At 51.3% G+C, this 20,392-nt stretch carries 18 protein-coding genes and 1 pseudogene; 13 read left to right on the plus strand and 6 right to left on the minus strand.

Going from position 1 to position 20,392, the window contains the following annotated elements:
- Positions 1-3 precede the first annotated feature (3 nt).
- Complete coding sequence (locus EHN13_RS07995; RefSeq protein WP_101743034.1) at positions 4-327, plus strand: YdbL family probable chaperone protein; 324 nt, start codon at positions 4-6, stop codon at positions 325-327.
- A 132-nt stretch (positions 328-459) separates the two neighbouring features.
- On the plus strand, positions 460-639 hold the full coding sequence (locus EHN13_RS08000) for a hypothetical protein (protein WP_048211566.1): 180 nt from the start codon (positions 460-462) through the stop codon (positions 637-639).
- A gap of 34 nt (positions 640-673) precedes the next feature.
- On the opposite strand, the gene azoR is transcribed toward EHN13_RS08000, so the two are convergent.
- Positions 674-1,279: an FMN-dependent NADH-azoreductase gene (azoR, locus tag EHN13_RS08005; protein WP_005126702.1), complete on the minus strand. Its 606-nt coding sequence runs from the start codon at positions 1,277-1,279 to the stop codon at positions 674-676.
- 201 nt (positions 1,280-1,480) lie between these two features.
- Between azoR and hrpA the strand changes: the two genes are divergently transcribed.
- The 3 genes from hrpA to aldA all read left to right on the plus strand — a co-directional run bounded on the left by hrpA (position 1,481) and on the right by aldA (position 7,900).
- Positions 1,481-5,383 carry an ATP-dependent RNA helicase HrpA gene (gene hrpA, locus EHN13_RS08010; RefSeq protein WP_115602003.1) on the plus strand — a complete coding sequence of 1,301 codons (3,903 nt, stop codon included), beginning with the start codon at positions 1,481-1,483 and terminating at the stop codon, positions 5,381-5,383.
- An 80-nt stretch (positions 5,384-5,463) separates the two neighbouring features.
- Positions 5,464-6,261, plus strand: a complete 798-nt coding sequence (locus EHN13_RS08015; RefSeq protein ID WP_170927359.1) for a YdcF family protein — start codon at positions 5,464-5,466, stop codon at positions 6,259-6,261.
- Between the two features lie 199 nt (positions 6,262-6,460).
- On the plus strand, positions 6,461-7,900 hold the full coding sequence (gene aldA, locus EHN13_RS08020; RefSeq protein ID WP_124021177.1) for an aldehyde dehydrogenase: 1,440 nt from the start codon (positions 6,461-6,463) through the stop codon (positions 7,898-7,900).
- 41 nt (positions 7,901-7,941) lie between these two features.
- On the opposite strand, the gene EHN13_RS08025 is transcribed toward aldA, so the two are convergent.
- Both EHN13_RS08025 and gap read right to left on the minus strand, forming a co-directional pair.
- Positions 7,942-8,868: an alpha/beta hydrolase gene (locus tag EHN13_RS08025; protein WP_061067965.1), complete on the minus strand. Its 927-nt coding sequence runs from the start codon at positions 8,866-8,868 to the stop codon at positions 7,942-7,944.
- A 126-nt stretch (positions 8,869-8,994) separates the two neighbouring features.
- Entirely contained in the window at positions 8,995-9,996 is a 1,002-nt protein-coding gene (gene gap / locus EHN13_RS08030; protein WP_086523686.1) for a type I glyceraldehyde-3-phosphate dehydrogenase, read from the minus strand.
- Positions 9,997-10,185: 189 nt separating this feature from the next.
- Here gap and cybB point away from each other — a divergent pair, with 189 nt between their 5' ends.
- From cybB to EHN13_RS08045, 3 genes are all read left to right on the plus strand, one after another.
- Positions 10,186-10,716: a cytochrome b561 gene (cybB, locus tag EHN13_RS08035; protein WP_048211572.1), complete on the plus strand. Its 531-nt coding sequence runs from the start codon at positions 10,186-10,188 to the stop codon at positions 10,714-10,716.
- A 171-nt stretch (positions 10,717-10,887) separates the two neighbouring features.
- On the plus strand, positions 10,888-11,307 hold the full coding sequence (locus EHN13_RS08040) for a translesion error-prone DNA polymerase V autoproteolytic subunit (protein ID WP_101743031.1): 420 nt from the start codon (positions 10,888-10,890) through the stop codon (positions 11,305-11,307).
- Between the two features lie 2 nt (positions 11,308-11,309).
- A complete protein-coding gene (locus tag EHN13_RS08045; protein ID WP_124021178.1) occupies positions 11,310-12,578 on the plus strand; it encodes a Y-family DNA polymerase in 1,269 nt (422 codons plus the stop codon).
- Between the two features lie 123 nt (positions 12,579-12,701).
- Here EHN13_RS08045 and fdnI read toward each other — a convergent pair whose 3' ends face one another.
- The 3 genes from fdnI to fdnG are packed head-to-tail and all read right to left on the minus strand — an operon-like array spanning position 12,702 to position 17,298.
- A complete protein-coding gene (fdnI, locus tag EHN13_RS08050) occupies positions 12,702-13,355 on the minus strand; it encodes a formate dehydrogenase-N subunit gamma (RefSeq protein WP_003020312.1) in 654 nt (217 codons plus the stop codon).
- Positions 13,348-14,235, minus strand: coding sequence for a formate dehydrogenase subunit beta (fdxH, locus tag EHN13_RS08055; protein WP_003020306.1), 888 nt, complete (start codon positions 14,233-14,235; stop codon positions 13,348-13,350). The genes fdnI and fdxH overlap by 8 nt, the downstream gene beginning before the upstream one ends.
- 12 nt (positions 14,236-14,247) lie before the next feature.
- Positions 14,248-17,298, minus strand: coding sequence for a formate dehydrogenase-N subunit alpha (gene fdnG, locus EHN13_RS08060; RefSeq protein ID WP_124021179.1), 3,051 nt, complete (start codon positions 17,296-17,298; stop codon positions 14,248-14,250).
- A gap of 291 nt (positions 17,299-17,589) precedes the next feature.
- Here fdnG and EHN13_RS08070 point away from each other — a divergent pair.
- From EHN13_RS08070 to EHN13_RS08090, 5 genes and pseudogenes are all read left to right on the plus strand, one after another.
- Positions 17,590-17,661: pseudogene (locus tag EHN13_RS08070) on the plus strand (DUF4113 domain-containing protein); the annotation flags it as partial.
- A gap of 176 nt (positions 17,662-17,837) precedes the next feature.
- A complete protein-coding gene (rclC, locus tag EHN13_RS08075; protein WP_232034716.1) occupies positions 17,838-18,437 on the plus strand; it encodes a reactive chlorine resistance membrane protein RclC in 600 nt (199 codons plus the stop codon).
- A 34-nt stretch (positions 18,438-18,471) separates the two neighbouring features.
- Positions 18,472-18,750 carry a DUF302 domain-containing protein gene (locus EHN13_RS08080; protein ID WP_053065219.1) on the plus strand — a complete coding sequence of 93 codons (279 nt, stop codon included), beginning with the start codon at positions 18,472-18,474 and terminating at the stop codon, positions 18,748-18,750.
- 121 nt (positions 18,751-18,871) lie between these two features.
- Entirely contained in the window at positions 18,872-19,147 is a 276-nt protein-coding gene (locus tag EHN13_RS08085) for a metal/formaldehyde-sensitive transcriptional repressor (RefSeq protein ID WP_003833178.1), read from the plus strand.
- A gap of 32 nt (positions 19,148-19,179) precedes the next feature.
- On the plus strand, positions 19,180-20,298 hold the full coding sequence (locus EHN13_RS08090) for an S-(hydroxymethyl)glutathione dehydrogenase/class III alcohol dehydrogenase (protein ID WP_003020293.1): 1,119 nt from the start codon (positions 19,180-19,182) through the stop codon (positions 20,296-20,298).
- Positions 20,299-20,392: the final 94 nt, after the last annotated feature.

Genomic DNA, 20,392 nt, shown 5'->3' on the forward strand with positions numbered 1-20,392 from the left:
ACGATGAAAAAACAGCTTGTAGCGATCCTGGTGGCGTTAAGTTTTTTGAGCGGCAACGTATGGGCATTGACGCTGAATGAAGCCAGAACGCAGGGACGGGTGGGCGAAACGCTTAACGGCTATCTTGTAGCGCTGAAAACGGATGCTGAAACGCAGGCGCTGGTGAATGAGATTAATAAAGCGCGCAACGCCAGCTATCAGCAACTGGCTGAGAGTAACAACATTCCGCCAGATGAAGTGGCGAAAATGGCCGGACAAAAGCTGGTTGCTCGCGCCAAACCCGGCGAGTATGTACAGGGCATAAATGGGAAATGGTTAAGGAAATAATAATTCATTTCTGAGCAGGAGCTGACAAGTATTGCATTCACATGAATTATTCATCGATATCGCAATAGTTGCCACACAGCATGATATCGATGTTGATATAGTTCCCCTCCGGTAGTGTCCTGGGGTGAAATCATGTGGCTTTTCAAGTGGTATGTCTGGAATCGTTGGGTATTCAAGCTGTTAAGCCGGGATGTCGCGGAGCCGGAACAATTTTTACAGCATTGCTGGGAAGAAAATCTGGCGAAGTGCAGGGATTACGCAACCATCTGGCGTGATATTAATCGCATTCACGGGAAGCAGGCAAAGAAGTAAGAACCCTCCCACCGGATGGTGAGAGGGTCAATCATCAGGCAGCGACGACGCTGTCGATTGCCGCTTTTGCATCGGATTGTGCTTTAGATGCCACTTCCGGACCGTAAGCAATGCCTTCCGCGAAGACGACGTTCACGTCGGTGATACCGATAAAGCCCAGGAACACATTCAGATACGGGGTGATCAGGTCGGTCGGCGTATCTTTATGGATACCACCACGGCTGGTCAGCACGATCGCACGTTTTCCGGTTACCAGACCTTCCGGGCCTTTCTCGGTGTAACGGAAGGTCACGCCAGCACGGGCAATCAGGTCGAAGTAGTTTTTCAGTTGCGTTGGGATGTTGAAGTTATACATCGGCGCGGCGATAACAATCACATCATGCGCTTTCAGCTCAGCGATCAGTTCATCGGACAGCGCGAGCGCTTCTTGCTGGCGTGGCGTCAGCGGCGTATCGCTCGGGCGCATCGCACCCACCAGCTCGCCATCCAGCACCGGAACAGGATTTGCAGCCAGGTCACGGACGGTGATTTCATCAGCGGAGTGCTTTTCACGCCACTGTTCAACAAAATAATCAGACAACTGACCAGACTGAGAGTACCCTGCCAGAATACTGGATTTAAGAACTAATACCTTGCTCATGGGTGTTTCCTTTTATGTGTTTGAAGGGGATGTGCCCCGTTGCTTGTTGACACTTTATTCACAATCCTGCCGCAGTGATAGCGCAATATATCGAATCCTATGTTCGAAATTATTGAACAACACATGAAAAGCGCCGATGTGGTACTCTATACCTATCATCTACAAGAGATTTAACCCGGCAGAGCACTGCCCTCTAACGCTATGACAGAACAACAAAAATTAACCTTCAACATGCTGCAGCAACAGCTGGACTCACTGATGCTGCGCGACAGACAGCGTTTTGCCCGCCGCCTGCACGGCGTGAAGAAGGTTAAAAATCCTGATGCACAACAGGCCATTTACCAGGAGATGGCGAAAGAGATCGCGCAGGCAGCAGGTAAAGTCGTGCTGCGCGAAGCGGCGCGTCCGGAGATTACCTATCCGGAAAACCTGCCCGTCAGCCAGAAAAAGCAGGATATTCTGGACGCCATTCGCGACCATCAGGTGGTGATTGTGGCCGGTGAGACCGGTTCGGGGAAAACCACCCAGTTACCGAAAATCTGTATGGAGCTGGGGCGTGGGGTGAAAGGGCTGATTGGCCATACTCAACCGCGCCGTCTGGCGGCGCGCACCGTGGCGAACCGTATTGCGGAAGAGTTGCAAACCGAGCCGGGCGGCTGTATCGGTTATAAAGTGCGTTTCAGCGATCATGTCAGTGACAACACCATGGTTAAGCTGATGACTGACGGTATCCTGCTGGCGGAAATTCAGCAGGATCGGCTGCTGATGCAGTACGACACCATCATCATCGATGAAGCGCATGAACGCAGTCTGAATATCGATTTTCTGCTCGGCTATTTGAAAGAACTCCTGCCGCGTCGTCCGGATCTCAAAATTATTATCACTTCGGCGACCATCGACCCGGAGCGTTTTTCAAAGCATTTCAATAACGCGCCGATTATCGAAGTCTCCGGTCGAACTTACCCGGTGGAAGTGCGTTATCGCCCGATTGTTGAAGATGCAGATGACACCGAGCGTGACCAACTGCAGGCAATTTTTGATGCCGTAGATGAGTTAGGCCGTGAAAGTCAGGGCGATATTCTGATCTTCATGAGCGGCGAGCGCGAAATTCGCGATACTGCGGATGCGCTGAATAAGCTGGATTTGCGCCATACCGAAGTGCTACCGCTCTATGCGCGTCTTTCTAACAGCGAGCAGAACCGCGTATTCCAGTCGCACAGCGGCCGCCGTATCGTGCTGGCTACCAACGTGGCGGAAACTTCGCTAACCGTGCCGGGGATCAAATACGTAATTGATCCGGGCACCGCGCGTATCAGTCGCTACAGTTACCGCACCAAAGTTCAGCGCTTGCCGATTGAACCGGTGTCACAGGCTTCTGCCAACCAGCGTAAAGGCCGCTGCGGTCGTGTTTCTGAAGGGATCTGTATTCGCCTGTATTCCGAAGACGATTTCCTGTCGCGCCCGGAGTTTACCGACCCGGAGATCCTGCGTACCAACCTGGCATCCGTTATTTTGCAGATGACTGCGCTGGGACTGGGGGATATCGCGGCATTCCCGTTCGTTGAAGCACCGGATAAACGCAATATTCAGGACGGGGTACGCCTGCTCGAAGAGCTGGGGGCGATAACCACCGACGAACAGGCAACCGCTTACAAGTTAACGCCGTTGGGCCGTCAGCTGTCGCAACTGCCGGTGGATCCGCGTCTGGCGCGCATGGTGCTGGAAGCGCAAAAACATGGCTGCGTACGTGAAGCGATGATCATTACCTCGGCGCTGTCCATTCAGGACCCGCGCGAGCGTCCAATGGACAAGCAACAGGCTTCTGACGAGAAACACCGCCGCTTCCACGACAAAGAGTCTGATTTCCTCGCGTTTGTGAACCTGTGGAACTATCTTGGCGAGCAGCAAAAAGCGCTGTCGTCAAACCAGTTCCGTCGCCAGTGCAAACTTGATTTTCTAAACTACCTGCGCGTGCGAGAGTGGCAGGATATCTACACGCAACTGCGCCAGGTAGTGAAAGAGTTGGGTATTCCGGTTAATAGCGAACCTGCTGAGTATCGGGAAATTCACGTTGCGCTGTTGACCGGGTTACTCTCGCATATCGGAATGAAAGATGCCGATAAACAGGAATTTACCGGCGCGCGTAACGCCCGCTTCTCGATCTTCCCCGGTTCTGGATTGTTTAAAAAACCACCGAAATGGACGATGGTTGCCGAGCTGGTGGAAACCAGCCGCCTGTGGGGACGTATTGCCGCACGTATCGATCCCGAGTGGGTGGAGCCGGTTGCCCAGCATCTGATCAAACGTTCATACAGTGAACCGCACTGGGAACGCGCGCAGGGTGCTGTAATGGCGACAGAAAAGGTCACCGTTTACGGCTTACCGATTGTGGCCGCCCGTAAGGTGAACTACAGCCAGATCGATCCAGTCCTGTCGCGTGAACTGTTCATCCGCCATGCGTTGGTGGAAGGCGACTGGCAAACTCGCCATGCGTTTTTCCGTGACAACCTCAAGCTGCGTGCGGAAGTGGAAGAGTTGGAGCACAAATCACGCCGTCGCGACATTCTGGTCGATGATGAGACGCTGTTTGAGTTTTACGACCAGCGCATCAGCCATGATGTGGTTTCTGCCCGCCACTTTGACAGCTGGTGGAAGAAGGTTAGCCGCGAGACACCGGATCTGCTCAACTTTGAAAAGAGCATGCTCATCAAAGAGGGCGCGGAGAAAATCAGCAAGCTGGATTACCCGAACTTCTGGCATCAGGGCAATCTCAAACTGCGCCTGAGCTATCAGTTTGAACCCGGCGCTGATGCGGATGGTGTGACCGTGCATATTCCGCTGCCGCTGCTTAACCAGATCGAAGAGAGCGGTTTTGAATGGCAAATTCCGGGGCTGCGCCGTGAACTGGTGATCGCCCTGATTAAATCACTGCCAAAACCGGTACGGCGTAACTTTGTGCCGGCACCGAACTATGCGGAAGCATTTTTAGGCCGAGTGACGCCGCTGGAACTGCCGCTGCTGGATTCGCTGGAGCGTGAACTGCGCCGCATGACCGGCGTCACCGTTGACCGTGACGACTGGCACTGGGATCAGGTGCCCGATCACCTAAAAATCACCTTCCGGGTCGTGGATGATAAGAACAGGAAGCTGCAGGAAGGGCGTTCGCTGCAGGATTTGAAAGATGCGCTGAAGGGCAAAGTTCAGGAAACGCTGTCTGCGGTGGCGGATGACGGTATTGAACAGAGCGGATTGCACATCTGGAGCTTCGGCCAGTTGCCGGAAAGTTACGAGCAAAAACGCGGCAACTATAAAGTCAAAGCGTGGCCTGCGCTGGTGGATGAGCGTGACAGCGTTGCTATCAAACTGTTTGATAATCCGCTGGAGCAACAGCAGGCGATGTGGTGCGGTTTACGCCGCCTGTTGTTGCTGAATATTCCATCACCTATCAAATATTTACACGAGAAACTGCCCAACAAAGCGAAGCTGGGGCTGTATTTTAACCCGTATGGCAAAGTGCTGGATTTGATTGACGACTGTATCTCCTGCGGTGTGGATAGACTTATCGACGCTAACGGCGGCCCGGTGTGGACGGAAGAGGGCTTTGCGGCGTTGCACGAAAAAGTGCGGGCTGAGCTGAATGACACAGTGGTCGATATTGCGAAGCAGGTCGAACAGATCCTGACAGCGGTATTTAATATCAACAAACGTCTGAAAGGGCGTGTGGATATGACCATGGCGCTGGGGCTTTCGGATATCAAAGCGCAAATGAGCGGGCTGGTGTACCGTGGATTTGTCACCGGCAATGGATTCAAACGCCTGGGCGATACGTTGCGTTATTTGCAGGCCATTGAAAAACGGCTGGAGAAACTGGCGATTGATCCACATCGCGATCGGGCGCAGATGCTGAAAGTAGATAGTGTGCAGCAGGCCTGGCAGCAGTGGTTCAATAAACTGCCGCCCGCGCGGCGTGAAGATGATGATGTCAAAGAGATCCGCTGGATGATAGAAGAGCTGCGAGTCAGCTATTTTGCCCAGCAGCTTGGCACACCATATCCGATCTCCGATAAACGTATTCTGCAGGCGATGGAGCAGATTACGGGGTGACGCGATGCTGGACCGTAGGCCGGATAAGGCATAGCCGCCATCCGGCATCTGTACCCGGTAAAGAATAAACACCAGGAGTTATGAGTATGAGTCAGTTCCCGATACTTTCCGCAGCCACCCTTGCGGCGATAAATACCGTAGGGCGATGGTTGGCGCAGAATGATTTTATGGAGAACATCACCGTTCAGTCAGACTGCGTGATTCTGGCGGGCAACGCGGTTATTCCGACCATCGACGCCGCCTGTCGGATCGCGAAAGAACAACAGGTTCCCTTATTGATTAGCGGTGGCATCGGTCATTCTACGCGCTTTCTGTATGACGCGATTGCAGAGCATCCTCGCTATAACATCATCCGCACCAGCGGACGAGCAGAAGCTGCGATCCTGGCTGATATTGCGCACCAGTTCTGGCAAATTCCGGGTGAGACGATTTGGGTGGAAGACCAGTCAACAAACTGCGGTGAGAATGCACGCTTTAGCTGTGCCTTACTGAACCAGGCGACAGAAAATATTCACACGGTCATTGTGGTGCAGGACCCTACAATGCAACGCCGCACGATGGCGACGTTTCAGCGTGTAACCCGTGATTTTCTGCAGGCGCCGCGCTGGTTGAGTTTTCCCGGTTTTATCCCTGAGTTGACTCTACAGAACGGTGGTGTGGATTTCGCGCCAACTGCGGAGGGGCTGTGGTCTGTGGATCGCTATCTTTCACTGATTACCGGCGAATTGCCGAGACTGCGCGATGATGCAACCGGCTATGGCCCTCGTGGTCGTGATTTTATCGCCCATGTTGATATTCCGCAGAATGTTGAGGATGCATGGTTGCATCTGCAAAACGATACGGCGCTGACTGACCTGCTGGCGAGCCGATCGCTGTAATCTTTGCTGCCCGTTTGTCGGCATTTTGCCGCAAACGGGCATAAATCCTGCCTGTTTTTTCCCTCCGCCATGGCATTACCAGATGCTTTTATGAAGCGGCTCACAGAACGACAATTCCAGCAGTAATGCGTCATGCATGATTGGTATTAATTAACAATAGTTTTACTTGTTAAAAACAAATCAATCACAGGAGAAGCGCATGTCAGTACCCGTACAACATCCTATGTATATTGATGGGCAGTTTGTGACCTGGCACGACGATGCCTGGATTGATGTCATCAATCCAGCGACCGAAGAGCTGATCTCGCGTATTCCCGATGGACGCGCTGAAGATGCGCGTAAAGCGATCGATGCCGCACAGCGTGCTCAGCCGCAATGGGAAGCCCTGCCTGCTATTGAACGGGCGAACTGGTTACGCAAAATTTCTGCGGGCATCCGTCAGCGAGCCGCTGAAATCAGCGCGTTGATTGTGGCGGAAGGTGGAAAAATTCAACAACTGGCTGACGTTGAAGTCGCGTTTACCGCCGACTATATCGATTACATGGCTGAGTGGGCGCGTCGCTATGAAGGCGAGATCCTGCAAAGCGACCGCCCGGGTGAGAATATCCTGCTGTTTAAGCGTGCACTGGGCGTGACGACGGGCATTCTGCCGTGGAACTTCCCGTTTTTCCTGATTGCCCGCAAACTGGCTCCCGCCTTGCTGACGGGGAATACCATTGTCATTAAGCCGAGTGAATTCACACCGAATAACGCCATCGCCTTTGCCAAAATTGTTGATGACATTGGTTTACCGCGCGGGGTCTTTAATCTGGTGCTGGGACGCGGTGAAACGGTCGGTCAGGAACTGGCCGGAAACCCGAAGGTGGCGATGGTGAGCATGACCGGCAGCGTTGTGGCGGGCGAGAAAATCATGGCTGCGGCAGCGAAAAATATCACTAAGGTATGTCTGGAGCTGGGCGGCAAAGCGCCGGCAATCGTCATGGACGATGCTGACCTTGAGCTGGCAGTGAAGTCTATTGTTGACTCGCGGGTGATCAATACCGGTCAGGTGTGCAACTGTGCCGAACGCGTGTATGTCCAGAAAGGTATCTATGACCAGTTTGTGAATCGTCTGGGAGAGGCAATGAAAGCCGTCCAGTTTGGCAATCCGGCAGAGCGTAATGACATCGCGATGGGGCCGCTCATTAATGCGGCTGCGCTGGCACGTGTGGAACAGAAAGTGGCGCGCGCAGTGCAGGAAGGGGCCAGAGTGGTTCTGGGCGGTAAATCCGTTGCCGGCAAAGGTTATTACTATCCACCGACGTTACTGTTAGACGTACGTCAGGAGATGGCGATTATGCACGAGGAGACGTTTGGTCCTGTGCTGCCAGTGGTGGCGTTTAATACGCTGGAAGAGGCGCTGACGATGGCTAATGACAGCGACTACGGCCTGACCTCATCGATTTACACACAGAATCTGAATACGGCGATGAAAGCGATTAAAGGGCTGAAGTTTGGCGAAACCTATATTAATCGAGAAAACTTCGAGGCGATGCAGGGCTTCCACGCTGGCTGGCGTAAGTCCGGGATTGGCGGGGCTGATGGTAAACATGGTCTGAACGAATACCTGCAAACGCAAGTGGTGTATCTGCAGTCCTAAGTTTTTCGCCGGGTGAGTCTGTACGCCACCCGGCGCCATCCTCACACTTTAGTGGCTACCCAGTTCATCATCATTTCCGGCCAGATGGCCAGCGGTAACCCTTGCGCATCGCGAATACCAAATCCGTGCTTACCGCGTTCAAACAGATGCATTTCGACCGGAACGCCCTGCTCACGTAGCGCATTAAAGAAGACCAGGCTGTTTTCTACCTTCACCGCCGGATCGTCAATGGCGTGTAGCAGGAATGTCGGCGGCGTTGTGTTCTCAACTCGTTCTTCAAGTGAATAGCGGTGCAGGTCCTTTTCTTCGGGGGTCGTGCCAACTAATTCAAGGCGAGAGCCTGGGTGAGCGATATTCTCACGCAGGCTAATCACCGGATAGACCAGCGCCATGAACGCGGGGCGGGCGGGTTGTTCGTCTACGCTATCGAGGGGCGTATAAACCGATTCAGCAAAACGTGTTCCCAGGCTGGCTGCCACATGACCGCCGGAGGAAAAGCCCAGTATACCGATACGATAAGGATCGATTCCCCATTCATGTGCGTTAGCCCGAATGTAGCGCATAGCGCGTTGGGCATCGGCCAACGGTGCGTTTGACGCTTCCTCGTGACCATCCCCCGGCAAGCGATAGGTCATGACAAACAGAGTATAACCGCGGGCATTAAAAAAGGGCGCCAGCGCACTACCTTCTTTGTCCAGCACTACGCGTCGATAAGAGCCGCCGGGGGTGACAAGTATTCCCACACCATTCGGTTTTGCGGGGGCGTAGACGGTGATTTCTGGGGCACGAATACCGGTTACCGCACGATCGTAATGAGAGGTTCCCGTATGTCTGGGTTCGGGGGTAAATACCGCATCGCTGTTTTTTGCTCCGGGGGCTTCACCCATTGGCCAGACTGAGACGGTGGCGGCGTGGGCAACGGCTTGCGCGATCATAGTTTCTAACGTTTCTCGACTCAGTGCTTCCATTACTGTGCTCCCTTTGTGGCAAAGGTTAGCTATAGCACACTTAATGGGTTGAAAACGGGGAGAGACTCACAACGTATTGAATTAGCGGGAAATGAAACGAGGCGGAGGCGATCCTCCGCCATAACACTAAAGCGTGATAAATTTATCCAACGTACGGATAAGTTGGGTGACAAAACCGTACTCGTTATCGTACCAGGCCACGGTTTTTACCAGTTGCAGATCGCCCACTTCGGTGATCTCGGTTTGTGTTGCATCAAATACTGAACCGAAATGTGAGCCAATGACATCTGACGAGACAATTTCTTCGTCGGTATAGCCGAATGATGCATTGTTCAGCGTTGCCTTTTTCAGCGCGTCGTTAACCTCTTCCGCAGTGACTTTTTTACCCAGAATCGACACCAGTTCCGTAACGGATCCGGTTTTTACCGGAACACGCTGGGCGTGGCCTTTTAATTTCCCGCTCAGGGCCGGGATCACCAGACCAATCGCCTTCGCCGCACCGGTGGTATGAGGAATGATATTTTCTGCTGCCGCGCGTGAGGCGCGCAGATCTTTCCCGCGAGGGCCATCAACCAGTGATTGCGTTCCGGTGTAAGCATGGATAGTGGTCATGGTGCCAAGCTGAATACCGAAGCTGTCATGCAGCGCTTTTGCCATCGGCGCCAGGCAGTTGGTGGTGCACGACGCGACAGAGATAATCCGATCGCTGGCATCCATCGTGTCGTCGTTGACGTTAAAGACAATGGTTTTCATATCCCCAGCCGGGGCGGATATCAGCACTTTTTTGGCCCCGGCATCCAGGTGCGCGTTGGCTTTTTCTGTTGAGGTATAAAAACCGGTGCATTCGATGATGATCTCTGCGCCAGTCGTTTTCCACGGAATATTTTTTGCCTCTTTTTCGGCGTAAACGGCAATTTTTTTACCATCGACAATCAGTGCGTCCTCGGTAAAGTCGACGCTCCAGGGAAACGGGCCGTAGTTTGAATCGTGTTTTAACAGATAAGCGAGGATTTTCGGTGAGGTGAGGTCATTGATAGCGACGACCTCCACGCTGCTTTTGACCTCCAGTAGCCGACGCAATACCAGACGACCGATACGACCAAAACCGTTAATGCCAATTTTATTCATGGTTTTCTCCTGTCAGGATGAGACGGTACGACATATTTTCCCTACCAGGCATAGTCCAGTCAGGCATCCGCGGCAATAGCTGTTTTTGCGGTTAAACGTAACTGACTGAAAATGGGTGAACAAAACTTAATGAATTTTTAACAAAAGCCCGTTATGTTGACGCATTATTGTTTTTATTCGAGAAGTGTTATGGGGAAGAAGTATTCTGGCCTGCAAATTGGCATTCACTGGCTGGTCTTTTTGTTGGTCATTGTGGCCTACAGTGCCATGGAGTTTCGCGGATTTTTTCCGCGCAGCTATCGTCCCGGGTTCAACATGGTGCATGTTTCCTGTGGTATCACAATCTTAGCGTTGATGGTGGCGCGTCTGCTGGTCAGACTTAAGTATCCGGCACCACCGATTGAACCAAAACCGAAGCCGATGATGATAGGCATGGCGCATCTGGGGCATCTGGTTATCTATTTGCTGTTTATTGCGCTGCCGATTATTGGCCTGGTGATGATGTATAACCGGGGAAATCCGTGGGTTGCATTCGGCATTGTTATGCCACATGCGGCAGAAGCCAATTTTGAACTGGCCGATATGCTGAAATCATGGCACGAAACGCTGGCAAACCTGGGTTATTTTGTCATTGGCCTGCATGCCGCCGCGGCTCTGCTACATCACTATTTCTGGAAGGATAATACGTTGTTGCGCATGATGCCGCGAAAACGCTCCTGAGGTAATGCCCCGCAAATGTGGGGCATTTTTTTAGCCGATTATTTTTCCAGACATCATAAAAGCTTATCGACAAGATGGTTAAACAACGCTCAATTCGCCACACTTGTCACTTGATCGCTGTCCTTATTAAAACTACTGTATATAAATACAGTTAATGAGAGGCAGATTATTATGTTGTTTTTCCAGCCTGCGGAACGCCGCGAAGTTAAACACTTTCCGCTATTTAGCGATCTTGTGCCTTGCGGTTTTCCATCTCCGGCGCAGGACTACGTTGAGAAACGTATCGACCTCAATGACCTGCTGGTACGGCATCCCAGCGCAACCTATTTTGTTAAATCATCTGGCGACTCCATGAGGGGCGCGGGGATCGGCGAGGGCGATTTGCTGATTGTCGACAGCGCCAGAAAGCCTGCCCATGGAGATATCGTTATTGCCGCTATTGAGGGCGAATTCACCGTTAAACGTCTGCAATTACACCCAGTTATCATGCTGAAGCCAGAGAACAGCACCTACGCGCCGATCATGATTAGCAGCGAGGACACGCTGGATATATTTGGTGTGGTGACATTTATCGTTAAAGCCGTGGGCTGATTATGTTTGCCCTGGTGGATGTTAATTCATTTTATGCCAGCTGTGAGTCGGCATTCCGGCCCGATCTGAAGGGCAAACCCGTTGTCGTTCTTTCAAATAACGATGGCTGTGTCATTGCCTGTAGCACGGAGGCAAAAGCGCTTGGCGTTAATATGGGCGCACCGTATTTCAAACAGAAAGATCTGTTCAGGCGTTATGGCGTGTTCTGTTTTAGTTCGAACTACGAATTGTATGCGGATATGAGCAGCAGGGTGATGTCGATTCTGGAGGAGTTGTCGCCGCGCGTGGAGATGTACAGTATTGATGAAGCCTTTTGCGATTTAACGGGCGTGCGAAACTGCCGGGACCTTACGGATTTTGGTCGGGAAATCAGAGCAACCATTTTACAGAAAACACGCCTCAAGGTTGGGGTTGGTATCGCCCAGACCAAAACCCTGGCCAAGCTGGCTAACCATGCTGCCAAAAAGTGGCAGGAACAGACTGGCGGGGTGGTGGATCTCTCGAATATTGAGCGTCAGCGTAAGCTGATGACTGCGCTCCCGGTTGATGAAGTCTGGGGTGTTGGACGCCGTATCAGTAAAAAACTGGACGCTATGGGCATTAAAACGGTCTGCGACCTGGCAGATACCGATATTCGCTTTATCCGCAAACATTTCAACGTTGTGCTTGAGCGCACTGTGCGGGAATTGCGCGGTGAACCTTGCCTGGAGCTGGAGGAGTTTGCGCCAGTTAAGCAGGAAATTATCTGCTCAAGATCGTTTGGTGAAAAACTCACGGATTACAACGCGATGAGAGAGGCAATTTGTACCTATGCTTCACGTGCTGCGGAAAAGCTGCGCAGAGAGCACCAGTTCTGTCGGTTTATCTCTACGTTTATCAAAACCAGCCCATTTTCCCTGAATGAACCGTATTACGGTAACAGCGCATCGATAAAACTGCTGACACCAACCCAGGATAGTCGGGAAATTATAAGGGCGGCCACATGTAGCCTGGACGCAATATGGCGAGAGGGGCTACGTTATCAAAAAGCAGGGGTCATGCTGGGCGATTTTTTTAGCTCAGGTGTTGCACAGCTGAATCTTTTTGATGACAACCGCCCACGGCGTAACAGCGATAAACTGATGGGCGTGCTGGATACGCTTAATGCTGAAAAGGGGAAAGGAACGCTCTATTTTGCCGGGCAAGGGATACAGCAACCGTGGGCGATGAAGCGAGACATGCTTTCGCCGCGTTATACCACGAGATACAGTGATTTGCTGCGCGTGGGGTAGGGGTTGTTCATTATTGAATGGAGAGCCTTTTTATTCGCTTGATAATCAGGTCTCGCAGCGCCGCAGCATATCACTGGGTAATTGAGAGAATAAGACCGCTGAATAACAGCGGTCTTATTGATTTTATTTAGACTCTAATTCTGGTGCTTTTTCTTCAGTAAGTTCAACCTCACGATACCAGCGAGGATGGTGTTTCTTCGCCCAGCGTCGACTTACTTTCCCTTCGATCATCCCTTTAATTGAACCTTTTACCCAAAACGCCATGTACATATGGATCAGAATGGCGTGGATCAGCACAATGGCTGCTGTCGCGTGGATTAACAAACTCCAACGAACAATGTTAATTGAGAAATAATGGGCAAAGTAGGGCCTCCAGATAATAACGCCGGTAATCAGTAATACCAGAATCAGGCTCATGATGCTCCAGAACATCATTTTCTGCCCTGCGTTGTATTTCCCCACATCAGCGACTTTATGCTCATTGCCTTTAAGTACCTCAACGATCCCTTTAATCCAGGGAAGGTCCTGTTTATCGGGAATGTTGTGGTGTACAAAACGGACGAACATAAACATCAGCACGATGAAAATCATCACCCCGAAAAACGGATGTAGAATTCGCCCCATTTGCGGTGTACCGAAAGTTTCGGTGAGCCATTGCAACGTCGGGAAGAACAGCGCAATACCGGAAAGCGACACCAGGAAGAAGCTTATTACCACCGTCCAGTGACAAGCACGGTCGATGAATTTGGTGCGCAGAATCATTTTGCTTTTACTCATGACCGTTCTCCTCTTCATCATCATCCGTCTCTTTGTTTGGGCCGACTCCCACGTAGTGGTAAATCAGCCCGGCAAAGGTGGCGATAAATCCGGCGGCGGAGAGTGGTTTTAAAATCCCCTTCCAGAGGTTCACTGGTGCGGCGATTTTGGGCTCATCCGGCAGATTGTGGTACAGCGATGGTTGATCCGCGTGATGAAGTACATACATCACGTGGGTGCCGCCGACCCCTTGCGGGTTGTAGATGCCCGCATTGGCATAGCCGCGTTTTTTCAACTGCGCCACGCGAGTTTCCGCTACATTGAGCATCTCTTTTTTGGTGCCAAACTGGATAGCGCCGGTCGGGCAAGTTTTCACGCAGGCTGGTTCCTGGCCTACACTCACCCGGTCAACGCACAACGTACATTTGTAGACCCGGTTATCTTCGGGATTAAGTCGCGGAATATTGAACGGGCAGCCAGCAATGCAATAGCCACAGCCAATGCAGTGCTCAGACTGAAAGTCGACAATCCCGTTGGCATACTGAATGATTGCTCCAGCGGATGGACAGGCTTTCAAACAGCCGGGATCGGCGCAGTGCATGCAGCCGTCTTTGCGGATCAGCCATTCCAGCTTGTCGTTCTGGGTGGTTTCGCTAAAGCGCATCACCGTCCAGGACTTAGCGCTGAGATCGGTCGGGTTGTCGTAGACGCCGTTGCAGTAGCCCACTTCATCGCGAATATCGTTCCACTCTGAGCAGGCGACCTGACAGCCTTTACAGCCAATACAGGTAGTGACATCAATTAATTTTGCCACTTCTGCACGGTAATCCCGTGCCTGGGGCGGCGGCGTGATGCTGTTCGTCGCCGAGCGTTTAATAATATCTTGTGATTGCATAGCCATGAGTTCCTTTCCTTACGCTCGCTCGATGTTGACCAGAAACGCTTTATACTCCGGTGTTTGCGAGTTCGCGTCACCCACCGATGGCGTTAACGTATTGGCGAGGAACCCTTTGCGTGTGGCGCCTTCAAAGCCCCAGTGACAAGGGATACCGATAGTATCGACCTGCTTACCATCGATCGTCAGCGTTTGCAGACGTTTGGTGACCACCGCCTTCGCTTTGATAAAGCCGCGTTTCGACATCACTTTCACCGTATCACCTGCCGCAATGCCTTTTTTGCTCGCCAGCGCCTCACCGATTTCGATGAATTGATCGGGTTGAGCGATGGCGTTGAGCAGCGCATGTTTGGTCCAGTGGCGGAACAGTTCGGTAATGGAGTAAGTGGTGGCGACGTACGGAAAGGCATCCGCTTTACCCATATTGGCGATATCGTCATGGTAGATACGCGCAACCGGGCTGGATACAACATCCGGGTGCAGCGGGTTGGTACCAATAGGCGACTCAATGGGTTCGTAATGTTCCGGGAATGGTCCGTCGTTCATTTTGTCGATGGAGAACAGACGCGCTACACCTTCCGGGTTCATGATAAACGGACCAACGTTGCTGCCCGGCGCGGCCTGGCCGTAGTCGGCTACGTCCATACCGGCCCATTTTTTGCCATCCCAATGCAGCAGGACACGTTTGGGATCCCACGGTTTTCCTGATGGGTCGGCCGAAGCGCGATTGTAGAGAATACGGCGGTTGGCAGGCCATGACCACGCCCAGCCCGGTGTGCAGCCCAGACCATACGGATCGCTGTTGTCGCGATTGGCCATCTGGTTGCCTTGTTCTGTCCAGCTTCCGCAGTAGACCCAGCAGAAACTGCTGGTCGAGCCATCATCGCGCAACTGTGCAAAACTGCTGAGCTGCTGGCCTTTTTTGGCTATAAGCTGGCCTTTGTCATCATAAAGGTCTTCAAGCGCCTGGCCATTAGCTTCACGCGCAATCTCTTCTGGGTGTGGGTCGTATGGATCTTTATAATTCCAGGCAATATTCAACAAGGGTTGCGGATTCGCTCCACCTTCCTGCTGATACAGCTCGCGTAGGCGCATAAACAGGCGCCCAAGGATCTTCCCGTCATGTAAGGCTTCACCTGGTGGTTCTGCCGCAGCCCAGTGCCACTGCAACCAACGCCCGGAGTTAGCGATTGAACCATTTTCTTCAGCAAAGCAGGAAGAGGGCAGGCGGAAAACTTCGGTCTGAATATCTGCCGGGTTTACATCGTTCATCTCGCCATGATTTTGCCAAAAATTGGACGACTCAGTGACCAGCGGATCGATAACCACCATATATTTCAGTTTTGAAAGCGCGCGAGTTGATTTGTTTTTATCTGGAAACGCCGCCAGCGGATTGAAGCCCTGAACGATGTAACCATTAATCTTCCCTTCGAGCATCAATTCAGCCTGGGTCATTACGTCATACAGGCGATCCCATTTAGGTAGCCAGTCGTAGCCCCAGTTATTTTCCACTGTTGCATTGTCGCCCCAGAAACTTTTCATCATGCTAACAAAGAACTTCGGCGTATTTTGCCAGTAATTGACCTCATTCACGCCTAGCGCAGGCGGCGTGATTTGCGAAATATAGGTCTGGTAGTCTGGCTGTTTTTCCGACGGCAGCGGCATATAGCCCGGCAGGTTCGTCGACAACAAGCCAAGATCGGTATAGCCCTGAATATTGGAGTGGCCACGTAAGGCGTTAACGCCACCGCCCGCCATGCCTATATTGCCCAGTAGCAACTGGAGCATAGCGGCGGCGCGGATAATCTGTGCCCCGGCGGAGTGGTGTGTCCACCCCAGCGCATACAGGATAGTGGCGGTGCGGTCCGGCACGCTGGTGCTGGCGAGAATTTCGCAGATACGATTGAAATCTGCCACTGAGGTCCCACACAACCGGTTAACCATTTCTGGCGTATAGCGGTCGACGTGGGCTTTCAGCAAATTCCACACGCAGCGTGGATGAGACAATGTTTCATCACGCAGGGCATTACCCTGTTCGTCAAGCTGATAGAACCAGCTCGATTTATCGTACTGGCGTTTTTTGTCGTCATAGCCACTGAACAAGCCGTCGTCGAACTGATAGTCATCACGTATTATAAGGCTGGCGTTAGTGTAGTGGCGCACATAGTCGTGCTGCACCTGGTTGTTTTCCAGCAGATAACGGATTACACCGAGCAGGAATGCGGTGTCGGAACCTGCGCGTATTGGCGCATACAGATCGGCGACCGCGGCGCTACGGTTAAAGCGCGGGTCGACTACCACTACGGTGGCGTCGTTTTTAGTTTGCGCTTCGACCACCCATTTAAAGCCTACCGGATGTGCCTCAGCGGCATTGCCGCCCATAATAAGCACTACGTTGGCATTTTTAATATCGACCCAGTTGTTGGTCATTGCACCGCGCCCAAAGGTCGGAGCCAGCGCTGACACGGTTGGCCCGTGACACAGGCGTGCCTGGCAGTCGATGGCCACCATCCCGAGGCTACGGGTGAATTTACCGTCCAGAATCCCGGTTTCATTGCTTGCCGCTGAGGAACATAGCATGCCCGTAGTGGACCACCGGTTGACGGTAACGCCCTGGGCATTTTTCTCAATAAAGTTGGCATCACGATCATCTTTCATGAGTCGGGCAATACGATTGATCGCATCATCCCAGCTAATGCGCTGCCATTTATCCGAACCCGGTGCACGATATTCGGGATACTGCAGACGGGTTTCACTATGAATGTAATCCAGCACGCCAGCGCCTTTAGGGCACAACGATCCACGGCTCACCGGATGATCCGGATCGCCTTCAATATGGTAGATACTTTCTTTGACGTTTTTGGCTGTATCGCCAAGGCTGTACATCAGCATGCCGCAGCCTACTGAGCAGTACGTACAGTTATTACGTGTCTCTTTTGCTTTTAAGAGTTTGTATTGACGGGTTTCCGCGTGAACGGAAAAAGATGATAAGAATCCGAGAGATGCAACAGTTGTTCCTGCCATACCGCCCGCGCAGATTCGAAAGAACTGCCTCCGGCTGAGCTCCATTTTTTTCTCCAGCTTAAACTTAAGACATGAAAAAGTATGGTTATTGTAAGGTTAAATTGTTTTATAAACCATTAACTTTTAGTGGTTATTGACGTGAGAGGGTATTAGTGCTGTAAGCCTGGGGGTATGGATTGGTAAAAATTGATCATGTCAGGTTGGTTGCCGGTACGCACGGCGAACTGAATCTTTTTGACGACAACCTCCCGCGGCATAACAGCGATAAACTGATGGAGATATCTGGATACGCTTAATGCTGAAAAGGGTAAAGGAATGCTCTACTTTGCCGGATAAGGGATACAGCAACCGTGGGCGATGAAGAGAGACATGCGTTCACCATGTTATACAACGATTTGTTGCGAGTAGTTTGATAGCCAAACCGAAAGACAAGGAGTTCATTCCACTCAACCGAACTTATCCATAGTCTATATTTTGACCTTTCCAGACGATCAAACAAAAATTATAGATTCCTGAACATATAGGCATATAAATAACAAGGCTATAAAGGTCGTGATTTCTACAACACAGGACTTCTGGATATGATGGATAAACTATACCAATATGTTTCAACGAAAGAAAACGTGGGAATAAATCTTTGTCGCATTTCTATTGCCATTGTATTTATGTGGATAGGATTGTTGAAGTTCATTCCCTATGAAGCAGATAGCATTGTTCCTTTTGTAGCTAATAGCCCATTTATGTCTTTCTTTTATAACGATCCGAGTAATTATACTCAGTTTATGAACCATGAGGGCGAATTAATAGAGGCTAACCGCGCATGGCATCATACGAATAATACTTATGGGTACTCTACCGGACTTGGTATTGTTGAAGTCATTTTTTCATTATTAATTCTTGCTCATTATGTATCACCAAAAATCGGCTTTTGGGGGGCAACACTTGCCTTCTTAACTCCTTTTGTCACTTTGACATTCCTGATATTTACACCAGAAACATGGGTAAGTGGCCAGGATGCTCATACCGGATTTCCCTATCTTTCTGGTGCCGGGCGACTGGTTTTAAAAGACATGATAATGATGGCTGCGGGTCTTATTGCGATGGTGCATTCGGCCAAATGTATTCTTGCACATAATCAGCATGAGAGAGATTATACCGGCAAAGTATCCGCTGGTCTTAGATAGCTTTCCAGACTATCGTTAAATTAAGGATATTGTGATGCTTCGATCTATAAAAAATATATTTATTACAGCTGCACTGTATCTGCTTATGACGGTAACCAGTCATGCTGCCAACACCGGGAATACCATGATCAAAACGTATAGTACTTATAATTACCAGCAGACCAGTGAGCATCTTATAGCTGCCATTGAGAGTAATAATCTTGTTTTGTTTGGAGAATTTGATCATGCGAAAGAGGCTAAAAATGCCGGACTAACTGCGGCAATTCAACCCTTAAAAAATCTGGAAAAATTAGTTCAGAAAGCCATTCAGTGACCTGGCGACCAGGTCTCATCTGACGAGGTCTGGTCGTCACCCCCTCATTAAATAGATGTTATTTTTTTACAATTACATAAAAATTCTGATAGTATACCCCCCTATAGTATCTGGAGGGCGTATGCCGCATTCACCTGAAGATAAGAAACGCATTCTCACCCGTGTACGCCGTATTCGCGGTCAGGTTGATGCGCTTGAGCGCGCACTGGAATCTGGCGAACCATGCCTGGCGATCCTGCAACAAATTGCCGCTGTGCGCGGCGCATCCAATGGCCTGATGGGCGAAATGGTTGAGATCCACCTGAAAGATGAACTGGTCAGCGGGGAGACTACCCCAGACCAGCGTGCTGTGCGCATGGCTGAAATCGGCCATCTTCTGCGTGCTTATCTAAAATAACACCATCACCTTGCAATAATGGGAAGAGACAAATGAAATCACGTGCAGCAGTTGCATTTGGCCCCGGCCAACCGTTAAAAATTGTTGAAATCGACGTCGCACCACCAAAGAAAGGTGAAGTGCTGGTTAAAATTACCCACACCGGCGTGTGCCATACTGATGCTTTTACGCTCTCAGGCGACGATCCGGAAGGCGTGTTCCCGGCGGTACTGGGCCATGAAGGCGGCGGCATTGTGGTTGAAGTGGGGGAAGGCGTTACCAGCCTGAAACCGGGCGATCATGTGATTCCGCTGTACACCGCAGAGTGCGGCGAGTGCAAGTTCTGTAAATCGGGTAAAACTAACTTGTGTCAGGCCGTGCGGGCGACACAGGGCAAAGGTCTGATGCCGGATGGCACAACGCGCTTCTCGTATAACGGCGAGCCGATTTATCACTATATGGGCACCAGTACCTTCAGCGAATATACCGTTTGCGCAGAGATCTCGCTGGCGAAGGTTAACCCGCAGGCTCCGCTGGATAAAGTGTGTCTGCTGGGGTGTGGCGTGACCACCGGTATCGGCGCGGTCCATAACACCGCGAAAGTGAAGGAAGGCGATACCGTAGCCGTATTTGGTCTGGGCGGTATTGGCCTGGCGGTGATTCAGGGCGCGGTGCAGGCAAAAGCCGGGCGTATTCTGGCCGTTGATACCAATCCGGAGAAATTCAAACTGGCGGGTGAAATGGGCGCGACCGATTTCATCAACCCGAACGATTACGATAAACCGGTGCAGGACGTGATTGTTGAGCTCACCGACGGTGGCGTGGACTTTAGCTTTGAGTGTATCGGCAACGTTAACGTGATGCGTGCGGCGCTGGAGTGTTGCCATAAAGGGTGGGGCGAAAGCATCATCATTGGCGTGGCGGGTGCCGGTCAGGAGATCAAAACACGTCCGTTCCAGTTAGTAACCGGTCGCGTGTGGCGCGGTTCCGCGTTTGGCGGCGTAAAAGGGCGTACTCAGCTGCCGGGTATGGTTGAAGAAGCAATGAGCGGAAAAATTCAGTTAGATCCGTTTATTACGCATCGCCTGCCTTTGGAGCAGATTAACGAAGCGTTCGATTTAATGCATCAGGGTAAATCCATCCGTACCGTTATCCATTTTGGTGATAACTGATTCATTGGCCAGCGGATTTCACCGCTGGCACTTTCCTGAATTTCTTTGAATGATGTTGTGAAAGTGTGACGAATCCGGCGCTTTTCACGGTAAG

The sequence above is a fragment of the Citrobacter youngae genome, assembly GCF_003818115.1.
Classification (GTDB): Bacteria; Pseudomonadota; Gammaproteobacteria; order Enterobacterales; family Enterobacteriaceae; genus Citrobacter; species Citrobacter youngae.

Excerpts from the sequence above, each read along its gene's own strand:
- EHN13_RS08085 (WP_003833178.1), top strand. The coding sequence starts at position 18,872 with ATGCCGCATTCACCTGAAGATAAGAAACGCATTCTCACCCGTGTACGC.
- fdnG (WP_124021179.1), bottom strand. The coding sequence starts at position 17,298 with ATGGAGCTCAGCCGGAGGCAGTTCTTTCGAATCTGCGCGGGCGGTATG.
- azoR (WP_005126702.1), bottom strand. The coding sequence starts at position 1,279 with ATGAGCAAGGTATTAGTTCTTAAATCCAGTATTCTGGCAGGGTACTCT.
- fdnI (WP_003020312.1), bottom strand. The coding sequence starts at position 13,355 with ATGAGTAAAAGCAAAATGATTCTGCGCACCAAATTCATCGACCGTGCT.
- aldA (WP_124021177.1), top strand. The coding sequence starts at position 6,461 with ATGTCAGTACCCGTACAACATCCTATGTATATTGATGGGCAGTTTGTG.
- EHN13_RS08045 (WP_124021178.1), top strand. The coding sequence starts at position 11,310 with ATGTTTGCCCTGGTGGATGTTAATTCATTTTATGCCAGCTGTGAGTCG.
- EHN13_RS08040 (WP_101743031.1), top strand. The coding sequence starts at position 10,888 with ATGTTGTTTTTCCAGCCTGCGGAACGCCGCGAAGTTAAACACTTTCCG.
- EHN13_RS08090 (WP_003020293.1), top strand. The coding sequence starts at position 19,180 with ATGAAATCACGTGCAGCAGTTGCATTTGGCCCCGGCCAACCGTTAAAA.
- fdxH (WP_003020306.1), bottom strand. The coding sequence starts at position 14,235 with ATGGCTATGCAATCACAAGATATTATTAAACGCTCGGCGACGAACAGC.
- EHN13_RS08025 (WP_061067965.1), bottom strand. The coding sequence starts at position 8,868 with ATGGAAGCACTGAGTCGAGAAACGTTAGAAACTATGATCGCGCAAGCC.
- EHN13_RS07995 (WP_101743034.1), top strand. The coding sequence starts at position 4 with ATGAAAAAACAGCTTGTAGCGATCCTGGTGGCGTTAAGTTTTTTGAGC.
- EHN13_RS08080 (WP_053065219.1), top strand. The coding sequence starts at position 18,472 with ATGCTTCGATCTATAAAAAATATATTTATTACAGCTGCACTGTATCTG.
- hrpA (WP_115602003.1), top strand. The coding sequence starts at position 1,481 with ATGACAGAACAACAAAAATTAACCTTCAACATGCTGCAGCAACAGCTG.
- EHN13_RS08015 (WP_170927359.1), top strand. The coding sequence starts at position 5,464 with ATGAGTATGAGTCAGTTCCCGATACTTTCCGCAGCCACCCTTGCGGCG.
- gap (WP_086523686.1), bottom strand. The coding sequence starts at position 9,996 with ATGAATAAAATTGGCATTAACGGTTTTGGTCGTATCGGTCGTCTGGTA.
- cybB (WP_048211572.1), top strand. The coding sequence starts at position 10,186 with ATGGGGAAGAAGTATTCTGGCCTGCAAATTGGCATTCACTGGCTGGTC.
- rclC (WP_232034716.1), top strand. The coding sequence starts at position 17,838 with ATGGATAAACTATACCAATATGTTTCAACGAAAGAAAACGTGGGAATA.
- EHN13_RS08000 (WP_048211566.1), top strand. The coding sequence starts at position 460 with ATGTGGCTTTTCAAGTGGTATGTCTGGAATCGTTGGGTATTCAAGCTG.